The following is a 14810-nucleotide window of genomic DNA, read 5'->3' on the forward strand; positions in this document are numbered from 1 at the left end:
GCCGTCCCGTCAGCCGAGCTGGGACTGGACCCGGGAGGAGATCAGCTCCAGGTGGTCCAGATCGGCGAGGTCGAGCACCTGGAGGTAGAGACGGGAGGAGCCGACCGCCTCGTAGGCTCCGATCCGGTCCACCACCTCGGCCGGGGAGCCGGCCAGGCCGTTGGCCTTGAGTTCCGCCACGTCCCGGCCGATGGCGGCGGCCCGCCGGGCCACCTCGGCGTCGTCCTTGCCCACGCACACGACGAGCGCGTTGGAGTAGACGAGGTCGCCGGGCTTGCGGCCGGCCTCCTCGAGGGCCGTGCGGACCCGGCCGAACTGCCGCTCGCTGTCCGCGATCGAGGCGAACGGCATGTTGAACTCGTCCGCGTACCGGGCGGCGAGGCGCGGGGTGCGCTTCGCGCCGTGGCCGCCGATCAGGACCGGGATCTTGTCCTGGGCCGGCTTGGGCAGCGCCGGGGAGTTCTCCACCTGGTAGTGGACGCCCGCGTAGTCGAAGGTGGCGCCGGGCTCGGTGGCCCACAGGCCGGTGACGATCTCCAGCTGTTCTTCCAGCCGGGCGAGGCGCTCGGCCGGGAAGGGGATGCCGTACGCCTTGTGCTCCTCCTCGAACCAGCCTGCGCCCAGGCCGAGTTCGATCCGGCCGCCCGACATCTGGTCGACCTGTGCGACCTGGATGGCGAGCACGCCGGGCAGCCGGAAGGTACCGGCCGTCATGAGGGTGCCCAACCGGATTCGCTGGGTCTCGCGGGCCAGGCCGGCCAGGGTGATCCAGGCGTCGGTGGGACCGGGCAGACCGTCGGCCGCGCCCATGCGCAGGTAGTGGTCCGAGCGGAAGAAGGCGTCGAAGCCGAGGTCCTCGGTGGCCTTGGCGACGCTCAGGAGGGTGTCGTAGCTCGCGCCCTGCTGGGGCTCGGTGAAGATACGGAGATCCATGTCCCCATCCTGCCCCTTCGGCCCCGGCCGGGTGAATCTGCGTCAACCGGGCGGTCGCCGCCGCCCGCGCCAGTGACCAGCACGGATGGGGATCGTTGGCTCGGACGGAGCCGGACCGCCCGGCCCGCGCGCCGGCGGCCTTCGCCGATGCGTCCACCGCCCCCTTCCGCCCCGGAAGGGCCAGGGCCGAGGAGGCCGCCATGTCCCAGGAGTCCGCGCCGGAGACCCGCCGGCAATCCCGTCAGGACTGCCAGACCGGACAGGCAGCGCACGACCACGCACGCCAGGAGTCCGCGGTACCCGCCCAGGGCGGCGCACCGAAGGGCCTGCTGCAGCAGATGGAAGAGCTGATGGCGGCGCTGAACGCCGACCTCTCGCAGCTCGACGCCGACCTCCAGTCCTCCACCGACCGCAGCCCCGGCACTGCGCTGCACCAGGACGGCCGCACCCCGGAAACCGGAGACCGCCCGTCCTACCGCTCCTCCTGACCGCGCGGGTCCCGTCGCCCGCGACGGGACCCCACCGAAACACCCCGACCCCCGAAGCACCCCGACTCGGGCGCCCCCCGACTCGGGCCACGCCGGCCCGGGCGACCCGTTCCGGGCCCCCCGGCTCAGGCCACGCCGGAGGCGGATCCCCGTTCGCGGACGGCCATCCGGCGCAGGATCGCCCGGACGCGGTCGCTCGACTCGTCGGCCGCGTCTATCGACTCTATGCACTGCCAGTACAGACCCTCGTCGTCCGTCCCGCAGGCCACCCCGACCAGCGCTATGCCCACTTCGCCGAGCAGCGCCTGGAGTCCGAGCAACGCCTGCCGGGCGTCCGTCACCTCGGTCAACTGCGCGGCCCGGGGCGGGAGATCGGGCGCATAGCCCTCTCCGCGCAGAGCCGCCCGGTCGAGCACCCCGCAGCCTCTGCCCCCCGCTTCACCCAGCCCCCGTGCCTCCGATCTCAGCTCCGGCGGCCCGGTGACCGCCAGCCAGCTGCCAATGCCCTGCGCGAGGGCCTGCGCCTGCCAGGCCTCGCCCACGATGTCCCAAGCCGCCCCGCTCTGCGCCAGCGCGTGCCGGCCGGCTGCGATGAGCCGTACCGCGTCCATATGCCGTCCCCCGTCCGCACGACATCTTGCCGTTCTCTCCACTACCCAGAGTGAGGGCAACGGGCCGGTAAAGCCAGGGGTATTCGGAAATTGTGGACACCAAAGATGGTTGTGGATATCGCCATCACTCCGAAGAGTGACGGCCTGCCCCCGGAGTGCCCGGGACGGGGAACCTCAGCTCGTTCCGGTCGATCTTCGCGGCGAGCGCATCCAGCACATCGACCCCGAGAACCTCACAGAACTGCAGCAGGTAGGCGAGTACGTCCGCCACCTCATCGGCCACTCTGTGTGCGGTGTCCGGCTTCTCCATGACCTTGGCGGACTGTTCGGGCGTCAGCCACTGGAAGATCTCCACCAGTTCGGCCGCTTCGACGCTCAACGCCACCGCCAGGTTCTTGGGCGTGTGGAAGGGTTCCCACCCGCGCGCCGCCGCGAACTCGGCCAGCCGCCGCTGGAGCCGGTCGATCCGCTCGCCGGCCCCCTTCTCGTCCCCGGTCACTCCACGCTCTTCGCTCATGCACCCAGGTCTACCACCGAGACCCCCGCGACCCCCCGGGCGGCCGTCGCGCAGGCCTCGCCCGCGGAGGCGGCCAGCCTGACCTGCCCGCGCCCGCACGCCAGTACGGCCAGCCGCAGCAGTTCGGCGGTCTGCCGGCCGTCCAGGTCCCGGTCGAAGCCGTCCGCGAGCACCGCCAGCGTCTGCCGCGCGGAGGGCAGTTCGGCCGCCGGATCCACGTCCAGGACCCCCGGCCCGGTCAGCAGCACCAGCGCGAGCGCGAGGAAGCGCAGCTCGCCCGCGCCCAGCCTGGCCAGCTCGGTGGCGGGCCTCGACGGGCCCCGGTCCAGCAGGCCGGTGACCGGGCCGCCCTCCGGATCCCGTACGTCCAGTCCGGCCACCCACCCCGCGCACCCGGTCCGGGCGGCCCCGGTGAGCAGCCCGTACCGGGTGCCGCACTCCAGGCGGGTCCGGCGCAGTACGTCGGCCAGGTTGGCGCAGTCGGCCAGCAGCCGCCCCTCCCCCGGCGCCACGGGCTCCCGCATCCGCTCCGGGCGGGGGTCGCAGGGGAACACCGAGCGCAGCGCGACCACCACTTGTTCGGCGGCGGCCAGCACCTGCCGCTGCCCCTCGGTGGCCCCGGCCACGCGCAGCGGGAGCAGCGCGGTCCCGAGCCGGTCGTCGGGCAGCGGGGCCCGGGTGACCCCGGTAGATCCCCCGGTCAGCCAGGCCGCCTGGACGGACCGTCGCCCGGGGTCGCGCAGTGCGGTGGCGAGGAGGACCTGCCCGTCCACCGAGAGCCGTTCGCCGACGATCCGCAGCGCGGGCTCCGCCTGGACGGCGAGGTCGAGCCGGACCGGCCCGGCGGGGCCGTCGACCGTACAGCCGATCCGGAACCCCCGTCGCCGCTCCGCGTCGGGCGCCGCCCGGTCGGGGATCCGGGCCCGCGGATCGGGGAACACCTCGTCCAGGGTGGCCCCGGCACCCAGGGCGGCCAGCGCGCCGTAGGCCTCCAGCACCTGGGACTTGCCGCTCCCGCTCGGCCCGGCGAAGAAGGTGACGGGCCCGAGCGCGAACCGGGCCCCGCGGTGCGCCCCGTAGGCGGAGAGCCGCAACTCGGTCACGGCCGGCCGCAGATACCTGACGCCGTCGACGAGGGCCGGACCCGATGCCGCGGCCTGGGCGGGAACCCGACCCGGGACCGAGGCGGGGGCTGGGGCCTGGGCCGGGGCCGGGGCCGAAGTCGCTAATCCCGGACCGGCGAACACGGCGGAGACCGCTGGGACCGCAGGCCCGGCGGAGGCAGCGGAGGCGGCAGGCTCGACGCGGGCGGCGGGAGGCGCCGCGCGGGTCGCCGGAGTGGGGAGGTGGGAGGTCATGCGCGGGACGGTACGGGCCGCCGGACCCCCCGTGGGTCCGGCGAACCGTTCCGCCCGCGGGACCTTCCTACGATCGGGGGACGGCCGCGGCCGCGATCCCCTCCACCTCTGTCCCGACGGGCGCCAGCAGGAAGACGTTGCGGTCGACCCGGTGCATCCCGCTGCCCAGGCCGAAGACCACGCCACTGCTGAAGTCCAGGATCCGCTTGGCGACTTCGCCGTCCGCGCCCGTGAGGTCCAGCAGCACCGGGATCTGCGCGATCAGGTACTCCGCCACCTCCCGCGCGTCCGCGAAGACCTGAACCCGGATCACCACGAAGCGCCGCTGCTCCGCCGCGGACGCCCCGGGAACCGTGGGGATCGTGCGGTGATCCACCCGGGAGGGCCACTCGTTGCGACTCCGCAGGGGGACCACCTGCGCGAGCCCCTCCCACTGTTCGTCGGTGACGTCGTACCTGCTCACCAGGCCGCCTCGGCCTTGCGCTTCATGTGCATCCCCCCATCCTCTCGCGTTTCACCCGTTCAGCCCAACACCGACACGAGGCAGCTGAGAAGCCCCTCCGACTACCCCCCACTCGCCGGGTAGGTTAGGTTAGGCATACCTAAGTATGCGCCATCTCGCCACTCGGGACGACGGAGATCCACATGCACCTGCCCCTGCCGCTGCCCACCGACGCCGAGCGGGTCCGGTCCGTCCTGGCCGCCGCCCACTCCATGACCGTCGTCACCGACGGGCAGCGCACGGAGATCCGCCACCTCGACGGCACCGACCCCCTCGGCCGGCTGCACCTGCACCCCGCCGAACCGGGCGGCGGCGCCGAGCACCGCCCCGCGATCCGGCTGGAGTTCACGGATGTCGCGCCCACGCCCGTACGGGACCGCGTGCGCGCCCGGGTCACCCTCGTCGGCCGCCTGCTCACCCCCTTCGCCGCATACACGGACGAGGGCTCCGGATCCACCTGCATGGAATTCGGCCGGGCCGTCCTCGAAACCGCCGACGGAGCCCGCTCGTACGTCGGTCTCGACGAGCTGGACGCGGCCCGCGTCGACCCGCTCGCCCCCTACGAGGCCGGGATGCTCACCCATCTCCTCGACGACCACGCCGAACTCGTCACCCTCCTGCTGCGCCTGGTCCGGCCTCAGGCCCCGGCGGAGGCGCAGTCGAAGGCCGGCGCCGGGTCCGCCGTCCTCCGCGCGCTGCCGCTCGCCATGGACCGGTACGGGATCACCCTGCGCCTGGAGGAACGGCGCGGCCACCACGACGTACGGATCCCCTTCCCCTCCCCGCTCGACGACGTGGAGCAGTCCGGGGCGCAGATCCAGGCCCTGTTCAGCGCGGCCCGGCGCAGCTCGCACCGCAATACGCTCCCTGCCTGAGCGACCCTCCACGGAGCCGGCCATTCCGGAAAAAGGCCCCGCGGGCTCGGAATACGGGCGTCGGGCCCCCCCGTTGGGGATGATCATGAAGGCAATCGCATACACCGCATACGGAACACCTGACATCCTCGCCCTCACCGAGGTTCCGGAGCCCAAGGTCGCTCCGGGCGAGGTGCTCGTCCGGGTCAAGGCCGCCGGCGTGAACCCGGTGGACTGGAAGCTCGCCTCCGGGTACCTCGACTCGATCCTCGAAGTCCGCTACCCGGTCATACCCGGCTGGGACGTCGCGGGCGTGGTCGAGGCGGTCGGCGAGGACACCTTCGACTACGCCGTCGGCGACGAGGTGTACGGCTACGTCCGCAAGGAGTGGGTGGAGCTGGGCACTTACGCCGAGCTGGTCTCCGCCCCCGTCCGCACCCTCGCCCGCAAGCCGCGCGAGCTGACCTTCGAGCAGGCCGCCGGCATCCCGCTGGCCGGGCTCACCGCCTACCAGTCGCTCACCCGCGTGGGGCTCAAGGCCGGCGAGACCGTGCTCATCCACTCCGCCGCCGGCGGCACCGGCTCCTTCGGCGTGCAGATCGCCGTCGCGCTCGGCCTGCGCGTCATCGGCACGGCCGGCGCGCACAACCACGACTACCTGCGCTCGCTGGGCGCCGAGCCGGTCCTGTACGGCGAGGGCTTCGCCGACCGGGTCCGCGAGCTGGCGCCCGAAGGGGTGGACGCCGCCCTGGACTTCTTCGGCGACGACGTGATCCCGACGCTCCGGTCCCTGGTCAAGCCGGGTCAGGGCCACCGGTTGGTGTCCATCGCCGATCACACCGCGGCCGCCCAGGGCGCGCACCAGCTGTGGGTCCGCCCGGACACCGCCGACCTGACCTTCCTGGGCCGGCTCGCGGACGAGGGCAAGCTGACGGTCAACGTGGAGCACGCCCTGCCGCTCGCCGAGGCGGCGAAGGCCTGGGAGCTGAGCGCCACGGGCCGCACCCGCGGCAAGATCGTCCTCACCGTCTGACCTGGGGCACGGCCCCCTCGCTCAGGAGGTGATCGGCGGCGCCGTCCCGCCGCCGCCCGCCGGGCCGAGCGAGGGGCCGACCGCCCGCAGGGCGCCCGGGGTGCGCCCCTCGCCCCAGCCGATCTCCCGCCGGTAGCTGCCGAGCAGGCCGCGGCCGACGAGCCCGGCCTCGTCCCGTACGGCCGGGTCCTCGGGCACCGGCCGGGTCAGCGGGGACACGAACAGCGCGTCCACCGGGCAGTTGGCCTCGCACAGGAAGCAGGTCTGGCAGTCCTCCTGCCGGGCCAGCAGCGGGATGCCCTCCGGTCCCCGCTCGAAGACGTCGGTCGGGCAGACCTCCACGCACTTGTCGCAGGCGATGCACCGCTCGGCCGAAACCAGTTCGAGTATGCGACCAGCTCCGCCGGCCGCGTCCAGACCCGGTCGAGCCCGCCCGTCACGATGCGGTGGTGCTGCGCCGGGTCCTGCCCCGGGTGGTCGAGCCGGCGGGCCATCCCGCGGCTCTCCGTACGGGCCAGCGCGGACGCGTGCGCCCACACCTCGTCAAGGGAACCGAGGGCGCCTCCGAGGACGGAGCCGCGCCGCAGGTAGTTCTTGTCGTACGGCAGCACTTCCTCCTGGACGAGCCGTACGAGTTCCCGTGCCTCGCCGGCCCCGGCCGCGGACCCGGCGTCCCCGGTCGGCCGCAGGCCCGCACCGCCCGCCCCGGTGACCGGCCGGAAGGCGGCCCGGCCCGAGCCCAGGGAGCGGGCGTACCGGGCCGCGCCGGCCCCCGCCCAACTGCCCGAGGACATCGCCCAGGCGGCGTTGTGGCTGCCGCCTCCGGTGAAGCCCCCGCAGATCTCCTCCCGGGTGGCCGCGTCCCCGGCGGCGTACAGCCCGGGGACCGTGGTGGAGCAGTCCTCCCCGGCGATCCGGATCCCGCCGGTGCCGCGGACGGTGCCCTCGGCCAGCAGCGTGACGGAGAACCGGTCGGTGAAGGGGTCGATGCCGAGCCGGTCGAAGGTGAGGAAGAAGTTCGGCTGCGCGAGCCGCATCGCGGCCTGCGCGGTGGCGTCGGCCCGGTCGAGGCGGGCGTAGACCCGGGCTCCGGTGAGGAGTTCGCGGGCGATGGCGGAGCGGCCGCCGAGGCTGGCGGCGCCCTCCAGGACCTCGCCGTCCTCCCGGTAGAAGGAGGCGAAGGAGTAGAAGGCCGTCTTGGTGACGGAGGTGCCCTCGGGGGCGATCCCGTAGGAGTTGGAGAACTCCATGCCGGACAGCTCGGCCCCCGCCTCGGCGGCGAACAGCGCGCCGTCCCCGGTGTTGGTGTTGGTGCCGAGCGCGCCGCTGAGGAAGGCGCAGCCCCCGGTGGCCAGGACGACGGCGCCCGCCCGGACCCGGTAGGGCTCGCCGGCCTGGCGGCGGTAGCCGGCCGAGCCCGCGGCGGCGCCGTCCGCGTCGGTCAGCAGCTCGGTGACCGGGCTGTGGTCGAGGATCCGGACCCCGGCGCGGCGGATCCGGATGCGCATCCGCCGCATGTACTCGGGCCCCTGGAGGCCGTTGCGCAGCGGCCGGCCGTCGGGGCCGGTCGGGAAGGGATAACGCCCTTCGTCCGCCAGCTCGTTCATCCGGTCGTACGTCTCGTCGAGGACCCGGGACATCCACCGCCGGTCGGCGAGGTACCCGCCGAGCCCCTCGCGGCTCGCCATCGCGGCCTCACGGGCCGCGGGCTCCGGCGGGACGTACCAGACGCCGGTGCCGCCGGCGGCGGTCGCCCCGCTGGTGCCGCAGTAGCCCTTGTCCGCGAGGACCACGCAGGCCCCGGCCCCGGCCGCCTTGAGGGCGGCCCAGGCGGCGGCGGGGCCCCCGCCGACCACGAGCACGTCGGCCACGTGCTCGCTCACGCGTCGGCTCCGTGCCCGGCCGCTGCGGCTTCCGCGGCCGCGGTGTAGCGGTTGGCGGGGCGCGCCAGGCCGTAGTTCTCGCGCAGGGTCCGGCCGGTGTACTCGGTGCGGAAGAGGCCGCGGCGCTGCAGGATCGGCACGACCTGGTCGACGAAGTCGGTCAGCCCGGTGGGGAGCACGGGAGCCATGATGTTGAAGCCGTCGGCGGCCCCCTGGGTGAACCACTCCTCCAGCTGGTCGGCGATCTGCTCGGGCGTCCCCGCGAAGACGCGGTGGCCGCGGCCCGCGCCCAGGCGGGCGATCAGCTCGCGCAGGGTCAGGCCCCCCTCGCGGCGGGCGAGCTCCGCGACGAGCGTGAAGCGGCTCTTGTTGCCGTTGATGTCCCGCTCCTCGGGCAGGTCGGGCAGCCCGCCGTCGAGCGGCAGCCCGCTGAGGTCCACGCCCAGCATGTTGGAGAGCTGCGCGAGGCCGTACTCCGGGATCTGCAGCTCGGTGAGCTCCTGCTCCAGGGCCCTGGCCTCGGCCTCGGTGGAACCGATGACGGGGGCGATGCCGGGCAGGACGAGCAGCTCGTCCTCGGAGCGGCCGTACTTGGCGAGGCGGGACTTGAGGTCCTTGTAGAAGGTCTGCCCGTCGGCCAGGGTCTGCTGGGCGGTGAAGACGGCCTCGGCGTACTGGGCGGCGAACTCCTTGCCGTCCTCGGAGGACCCGGCCTGCACGAGCAGGGGGTGGCCCTGCGGGGTGCGGGGCACGTTGAGCGGTCCGGCGACGCCGAAGTACTCGCCGCGGTGCGCGGCGGGGTGGAGCTTGTCGGTGTCGGCGTAGACGCCGCGCTCCTTGTCGAGGACGATCGCGTCGTCCTCCCAGCTGTCCCAGAGCTTGGTGGCCACGTCGAGGAACTCCCGGGCCCGCTCGTAGCGGAGGTTGTGCTCCAGGTGCTCGTCGCGGTTGAAGTTGCGGGCCTCGTCGACGCTGCCGGAGGTGACGATGTTCCAGCCGGCGCGGCCGCCGCTGATGTGGTCGAGGGAGGCGAACTTCCGGGCCAGGTTGTAGGGCTCGTTGAAGGTGGTGGAGACGGTGGCGATGAGCCCGATGTGCTCGGTGACGGCGGCGATCGCGGAGAGCAGGGTGAGCGGCTCGAAGCCGCCGACGGCGTTGTATCGGGCCTTGCCCCAGAGGGCGACCCCGTCGGCGAAGAAGATCGAGTCGAGCAGGCCGCGCTCGGCGGTGCGGGCCAGTTCCTGGAAGTACCGCAGATCGGTGATCCGCTCGGGGCTGCTGGAGGGGTGGCGCCAGGCGGCGTCGTGATGCCCGGCGTTCATGAGGAAGGCGTTGAGGTGGAGGGTCCGGGGTGCGGTCATTTCTTGTCCTCGGATAAGAGCCGGGTGGGGGCCCCGCGGGGCGGGAGCCGGGAACGGGGGGAGCGGGGACCACGCGTGGCGGGGCCGGAAACGGGGGGACGGGGCCGAAACGGCCCGGGGCCCCGGGTGGTCAGGGGTGGCCCGGGGGTCAGGACGGGACGCGCCAGGTGCTCAGGCGGCGTTCTATCGTGACGAGGAGCTGGTTGAAGGCGAGGCCGATCGCGGAGATCGTGACGATGCCCGCGTACATCTGCGGGATCGCGAAGTTGAACTGCGCGGCGTTGATCAGGTAGCCGAGGCCCGCCTTCGCGCCGATCATCTCGGCCGCGACCAAGACCAGGATGGAGACGGCCCCCGCGAGCCGGATGCCGGTGAAGATGACCGGCACCGACGCCGGCAGGATCACCTTCTGGAACAGCTTGGGCGTGGACAGGTCCATCGAGCGCGCCAGTTTCACCAGGGTCGGATCCGCGTTGCCCACGGCGCTGATGGTGTTGAGCAGGATCGGCCAGACGCAGGCGTAGACGACGATCGAGACCTTCGAGGTCTCGCCGATGCCCAGCAGCAGGACGAACACCGGCAGCAGCGCGAGCGCCGCCGTGTTGCGGAACACCTCCAGCAGCGGCCCGAGCAGCGCCGCCACCGGCCGGTACCAGCCGATCAGCAGCCCGAGCGGGACCGCGACGGCCACCGCGATGCCGAATCCGCCGAAGGAGCGGGCCAGGCTCGCCTTGCTGTGCTCGGCGAGCTGCCCGTTGCCCAGCAGCTCCCACCAGGCCTTGGCGACCTCGCTCACCGGCGGCAGGAACGTCGCGTCGACCAGCCCCAGCCGCGGCGCCGCCTCCCACAGGGCCAGCAGCGCGAGGATCGCCGCCGAGCGCAGCGCCACCGCCCGCAGCCCCCGCAGGGCGCGCAGCGCCAACGCCGTGGCCGGTGCCCGTACGGAGGCCGGCGCGGGGGTCCGTACCGCCTCGGGCGCGAGGGTCCGTACCGCCGTCGCCTCCACCGCCTCCTGCACCGCCGCTTCCACCGTGGTGCTCATACGGCGACCTCCTCCTTCTCCAGTTGCTGGGCTCGGGCCACCTCGTCGTGGAGCAGGGTCCAGATCTCGTGGCGGTAGCGGGCGAACTCCGGGCTGGAGCGCAGGTCTTCACCGGTGGCCCCGGTGGCCCGGTCGCCGAACGACACGGGGACGACCTGCTTGACCCGGCCGGGGCGGGAGGTGATGACGGCCACCCGCTGCCCGAGGTAGACGGCCTCTTCGATGCCGTGCGTGATGAACACGATCGTCTTGCCGGTGCTCTGCCAGATCCGCCGCAGTTCGTCCTGGAGGGACTCGCGGGTCTGCGCGTCGAGCGCCGCGAACGGCTCGTCCATCAGCAGCACGTCCGGGTCGTACGCGAGCGAGCGCGCGATGGCGACCCGCTGGCGCATGCCGCCGGACAGTTCGTGCGGGTGCCGGTCCTCGAACCCGGTGAGGCCGACGAGGTCCAGGAACTCCCTTGCCTTCGCCGCTCGTTGGCGGCGCGGGACGCCGGTGGCCTCCAGACCGAACTCGATGTTGCCCAGCGCCGTGCGCCACGGCAGCAGCGCGTACTGCTGGAAGACGATGCCCCGGTCGAGCCCGGGCCCGGTGACCGGCTTGCCGTCGAGCAGGATCCGGCCGGAGCTGGGCGGGGTCAGGCCGCCGAGCAGGTCCAGGAGGGTGGACTTGCCGCAGCCGCTGGGGCCCACGACGACCACGAACTCCCCCGACCCGATCTCCAGGTCGATGCCGTCGAGGGCGGTGAACTCCTTCTTCTTGTCCTTCGTCGGGAAGGTCTTCGTCACGGAGTCGAACACGATCTTCGCCATGGTGCCGTCAGCCCTTCCCGGACGCGTTGAACTCGTTGGTGTAGAGGTCGGCCGCCTTGAGCTGGCCCTTCTTGATCTCCCCGCGCTCGCCCAGCCAGTCGATCCACAGCTGGAACTCCTTGTCGGCGATCCGGCCGCCGGGCTCGGCGACCCCGTAGGAGCGCCAGTACTGCAGGGTCGAGGTGTCCTCGTTGCGGCCGCGCTTCTTTACGATCTCCGTCATCCGCGCGATGACCTCCTCGCGCGGGGTGGCGCGGGACCAGTCGATGGCCTTGCCCACGCCCGTGGTGAAGGTGCGGACGGTGTCCGGGTTCTCCTTGACGAACTTCTTCGTCATCACGTACGAGCCCGCGCTGAACGCGCCGAGCAGTTCGAAGTCCTTGAACAGCGGCCGGATGCCGCCCGCGCCCAAGGCCTTGTCGCGCAGCACGCCGCTGAGGACGCCGACCTCGATCTGCTTCTGTCTCAGGGCCTGTTCGGTGTTGACGGGGGGTACGACGAGCGATTCGACCTTGGCCGCGTCGGCCTTGGGGACTCCGTTGCGCTCCAGGTAGATGTCGAGCAGGGCCTGGGCGTGTGCGCCCAGGGTGTTCATGCCGACCTTCTTGCCGATCAGATCGCGGGCGGACCGGATCGGGCTGTCCTCCAGGACGTAGTAGCCGAGGTACGTGTCCTTGTCGGAGCCGTAGTAGGAGGTGACGGCCTGGATCTGGGCCTTGCTGGACGCCAGTTTGACGATCGCGCCGTTGAAGGCGCCGCCGAAGTGGGTCTGGCCGGTGGCCGCGGACTGGATGTCCTGGGGGCCGCTGATGGTGTTGCCGACCCATTCCAGGGCCAGGTCGCCGAGGTAGCCGAGGTCGGCGGCGAGCTCGGGGAGCGTGACCGCGCCGACGGCGCCCTGGTACTTCAGGGTGGTGACCTGCTCGCCCCGGGAGCCGGAGGCGGTCGCCGTCCCGCAGCTCACCGCGGCCGCCGAGATGCCGAGCAGGGTGAGGAACTGGCGTCGGGAGGTACGGGTGGTGGTGAAGGCTGCGGACATGGCGATTCCTTGTCGATCCGGGTCGGGCGAGTCAGGCGGGGCGAGCAGGTCGGGCGGGGCGAGCAGGTCGGGCGGGTGATTCCGTACGGAGATCAGCGCGCGGTGGCGAGCGCGGCGGCCTGGGCGGCGCGCAGGGCCTCGGCGAACTCGTCGACGGCCTGGTACAGGTCCAGCTCCGCCTCGGGCCGCAGCCGGTCCGGGCCGGCCCCGCGCTCGACGGAGGAGTCGAGGACGAAGCGGCCGGCGGTGACGTGCCGGGCGCCGAGCGCGGCGAGGACCGGGCGCAGGGCGTAGTCGATGGTCAGGACATGGGCGAGGCTGCCGCCCGTGGCCAGCGGGAAGACCGTCTTCCCGGCCAGTCCGTCCTGCGGGAGCAGGTCGAGGAAGGCCTTGAGGAGACCGGTGTACGAGGCCTTGTAGACGGGCGTCGCGATGACGATCCCGTCGGCTTCGGCGACGGCTTCCAGGGCCCGGCGGATCTCCGGCTCGCCGCGGCGGGCGGCGAGCAGGTCGGCGGCGGGGAGCTCCCGGACGGCGAGCTGTGCGGTCTCGAACCCGGCGTGGTTCAGGCGGCGCAGCACGTGGTCGGCGACCACCTCGGTACGGGAGTGGAGGGACGGACTGCCGGTGAGGGCGAGCAGCTTGGGCACGGAGCGCTCCTTGGCTGACGGGGAGGGTGGGGCGGGACGGGTCATGCGGGAGCGGTCGGCTCAGGCTCCGGAGGTGGAGGCTCCGGAGGCGATGCCGAAGGCCGGGTCCGGCACGGACTCCGGGCTGATCAGACGGGACGGGACCCCGTCGGGCCCGACCGGGACGTCGCCGTCGACGGTCACGCGGCGCAGGGTGCGCTCGTTGTCGTCGGAGTCGTCGACGCCGTAGTGCTGGGTGGCTCGGTTGTCCCAGATCGCGACGTCACCGGTCTGCCACTGCCAGCGGACGGTGTTCTCGGGGAGCTCGATGTGGGCCTGGAAGAGGTCCTGGAGGAGGCGCGAGTCGCGGCCGGTGAGCCCGTTGATCCGCTGGACGAAGTTGCCGAGCAGCAGGGTGCGTTCGCCGGTCTCGGGGTGGACCCGGACCACCGGGTGCTCGGTGAGGAACTTGGTCGAGGTGAACACCTCGCGGTACTGGGCGAGCGCCTCGGGCAGGGCGTCGGGCCTCAGGGCCGCGTAGTCGTACTCGTTGGAGTGCACGGCGCGCAGGCTGTCGGCGAGGACGCGGAGCGGCTCGGGCAGGCCGGCGTAGGCGGTGGCGGTGTTGGCCCACAGGGTGTTGCCGCCGTACGGCGGGATGGTGACGGCCCGCAGGATGGAGAAGGCGGGGTAGGCGGGGACGAAGGTGACGTCCGTGTGCCACTGGTTGGCGCGGGCTCCGTGGTGGGAGTCGATGCCGAGCGCGTAACGCCCGTCGGCGGAGGGCACGGTGGGGTGCGCGACGGGCGCGCCGAGCAGCTCGGCGAAGGCCTCGTGGCCGTCCTCGTCGAGGTGGTCCTGCCCCCGGAAGAAGACGACCTTGTGGGCGAGCAGTGCGGACCTGATCCCGGCGACGGCGTCGGCGTCGAGGTCGCCGCCGAGGCGGACTCCGCCGATCTCGGCGCCTATGCGGCCGCCGATCTTGGTGACGGTGAGGTCGGTGCGGGTGGCAGTGGACATGGGAGGCTCCTTATTTATTTCCGCAGAGGAAGAAATGAGGGAAAGCGAGGGCGGAGGGGTCCGGCGGGGGAAACGGAGGCGTCGGGGCGGGGAAGAGGACCGGCTGCGGACGGGGCGGTCTGCGACGTTCGGCGGACGGAGGGCGGCCGGTGACGGGATGCGGCGGGTAGCCGACAGCCGGCGACGGAGATCAACGGGCGAGCGGACGGACCGCGCTCGGTGAGACCTGTCCGAACCGCGGGGCCCCGTGCACGCCCCGGACGACGGGGCACGAACGCCCGCGCCCCCGGAACGCGGCGACGCAAGGATTCAGGGGCACTGACGCTCGGGGCCGCTCACGCCCGGGCCGCTCACGCCCGGGGACGCTCACGCCCAGGAGCAGCGACGCCCAGGGACAGGCACACCCGGAAGCAGTGAGGCTCAGGGCCGGCGGCGCTCAGGAACAGCGCGGGGCCGTACAGCGACGGCCCTGACACTCGCCCGGCGCGGTACAGAGGCCGGGGGTGTGGAGCCGCGGGGCGAGGAACTCGGTCGCGGTCATGTCCCGGAGACTGCCAGCGCCCCCACCCCCGGTCAACCCCACCGAGCACCCCGCGCCATCACCCCCGACCCCCGACACACACCCCCAGTGACCTGCGCTTTAACCGTTTCCCGCCACTCCGGGAGCGGCCGAAACCCATGGCCTGATTTCACGCCCCCGCAACGCACCCGCCACGCACCACCACATC

At 73.0% G+C, this 14810-nt stretch carries 14 protein-coding genes and 3 pseudogenes; 3 read left to right on the forward strand and 14 right to left on the reverse strand.

Annotated elements, in window-relative coordinates; all coding sequences use genetic code 11:
* Positions 1–9: 9 nt before the first annotated feature.
* Positions 10–933: an LLM class F420-dependent oxidoreductase gene (locus tag ACE1OC_RS10440; RefSeq protein WP_407836794.1), complete on the reverse strand. Its 924-nt coding sequence runs from the start codon at positions 931–933 to the stop codon at positions 10–12.
* Between the two features lie 287 nt (positions 934–1220).
* Between ACE1OC_RS10440 and ACE1OC_RS10445 the strand changes: the two are divergent.
* Positions 1221–1421 (forward strand): annotated as a pseudogene (locus ACE1OC_RS10445) (hypothetical protein); the annotation flags it as partial.
* Positions 1422–1546: 125 nt separating this feature from the next.
* Here ACE1OC_RS10445 and ACE1OC_RS10450 read toward each other — a convergent pair.
* The 4 genes from ACE1OC_RS10450 to ACE1OC_RS10465 form a co-directional block, all read right to left on the reverse strand.
* Positions 1547–2032: a DUF6099 family protein gene (locus tag ACE1OC_RS10450; RefSeq protein ID WP_243331552.1), complete on the reverse strand. Its 486-nt coding sequence runs from the start codon at positions 2030–2032 to the stop codon at positions 1547–1549.
* A gap of 124 nt (positions 2033–2156) precedes the next feature.
* Positions 2157–2549 carry a nucleotide pyrophosphohydrolase gene (locus ACE1OC_RS10455; RefSeq protein WP_407836795.1) on the reverse strand — a complete coding sequence of 131 codons (393 nt, stop codon included), beginning with the start codon at positions 2547–2549 and terminating at the stop codon, positions 2157–2159.
* Entirely contained in the window at positions 2546–3652 is a 1107-nt protein-coding gene (locus ACE1OC_RS10460) for an ATP-binding protein (RefSeq protein ID WP_407836796.1), read from the reverse strand. Before ACE1OC_RS10460 ends, ACE1OC_RS10455 begins: the two co-directional genes overlap by 4 nt.
* Before the next feature lie 322 nt (positions 3653–3974).
* Positions 3975–4370 (reverse strand): cell division protein SepF, encoded by a 396-nt coding sequence (locus tag ACE1OC_RS10465; protein ID WP_250742110.1) that lies wholly within the window; start codon positions 4368–4370, stop codon positions 3975–3977.
* 182 nt (positions 4371–4552) lie between these two features.
* On the opposite strand from ACE1OC_RS10465, the gene ACE1OC_RS10470 reads away from it, so the two are divergent.
* Together ACE1OC_RS10470 and ACE1OC_RS10475 are read left to right on the forward strand one after the other, a co-directional pair.
* The gene (locus tag ACE1OC_RS10470) at positions 4553–5284 is read left to right on the forward strand and encodes a DUF2470 domain-containing protein (protein ID WP_407836797.1); all 732 of its coding nucleotides are present in this window, start codon (positions 4553–4555) and stop codon (positions 5282–5284) included.
* Between the two features lie 85 nt (positions 5285–5369).
* A complete protein-coding gene (locus ACE1OC_RS10475; protein ID WP_407836798.1) occupies positions 5370–6296 on the forward strand; it encodes an NADP-dependent oxidoreductase in 927 nt (308 codons plus the stop codon).
* A gap of 21 nt (positions 6297–6317) precedes the next feature.
* Here ACE1OC_RS10475 and ACE1OC_RS10480 read toward each other — a convergent pair whose 3' ends face one another.
* The 9 genes and pseudogenes from ACE1OC_RS10480 to ACE1OC_RS10520 form a co-directional block, all read right to left on the reverse strand.
* Positions 6318–6515: a hypothetical protein gene (locus ACE1OC_RS10480; RefSeq protein WP_407841853.1), complete on the reverse strand. Its 198-nt coding sequence runs from the start codon at positions 6513–6515 to the stop codon at positions 6318–6320.
* A gap of 66 nt (positions 6516–6581) precedes the next feature.
* A pseudogene (locus ACE1OC_RS10485) lies at positions 6582–6833 on the reverse strand (4Fe-4S dicluster domain-containing protein); the annotation flags it as partial.
* 716 nt (positions 6834–7549) lie between these two features.
* Positions 7550–8179 (reverse strand): annotated as a pseudogene (locus tag ACE1OC_RS10490) (FAD-dependent oxidoreductase); the annotation flags it as partial.
* Positions 8176–9540 (reverse strand): LLM class flavin-dependent oxidoreductase, encoded by a 1365-nt coding sequence (locus tag ACE1OC_RS10495; protein ID WP_407836799.1) that lies wholly within the window; start codon positions 9538–9540, stop codon positions 8176–8178. The pseudogene ACE1OC_RS10490 and the gene ACE1OC_RS10495, both read right to left, overlap by 4 nt.
* A gap of 148 nt (positions 9541–9688) precedes the next feature.
* Positions 9689–10582 carry an ABC transporter permease gene (locus tag ACE1OC_RS10500; protein WP_407836800.1) on the reverse strand — a complete coding sequence of 298 codons (894 nt, stop codon included), beginning with the start codon at positions 10580–10582 and terminating at the stop codon, positions 9689–9691.
* The gene (locus ACE1OC_RS10505) at positions 10579–11394 is read right to left on the reverse strand and encodes an ABC transporter ATP-binding protein (protein WP_407836801.1); all 816 of its coding nucleotides are present in this window, start codon (positions 11392–11394) and stop codon (positions 10579–10581) included. The genes ACE1OC_RS10500 and ACE1OC_RS10505 overlap by 4 nt, the downstream gene beginning before the upstream one ends.
* Before the next feature lie 7 nt (positions 11395–11401).
* Entirely contained in the window at positions 11402–12433 is a 1032-nt protein-coding gene (locus ACE1OC_RS10510; protein ID WP_407836802.1) for an ABC transporter substrate-binding protein, read from the reverse strand.
* Between the two features lie 92 nt (positions 12434–12525).
* Positions 12526–13083, reverse strand: coding sequence for an NADPH-dependent FMN reductase (gene ssuE / locus ACE1OC_RS10515; RefSeq protein ID WP_407836803.1), 558 nt, complete (start codon positions 13081–13083; stop codon positions 12526–12528).
* 60 nt (positions 13084–13143) lie between these two features.
* Positions 13144–14082 (reverse strand): TauD/TfdA dioxygenase family protein, encoded by a 939-nt coding sequence (locus ACE1OC_RS10520; RefSeq protein ID WP_407836804.1) that lies wholly within the window; start codon positions 14080–14082, stop codon positions 13144–13146.
* Positions 14083–14810 lie beyond the last annotated feature (728 nt).

Origin of the sequence: Streptomyces stoeckheimensis (assembly GCF_045822005.1) — a bacterium.
GTDB lineage: Bacteria > Actinomycetota > Actinomycetes > Streptomycetales > Streptomycetaceae > Streptomyces > Streptomyces stoeckheimensis.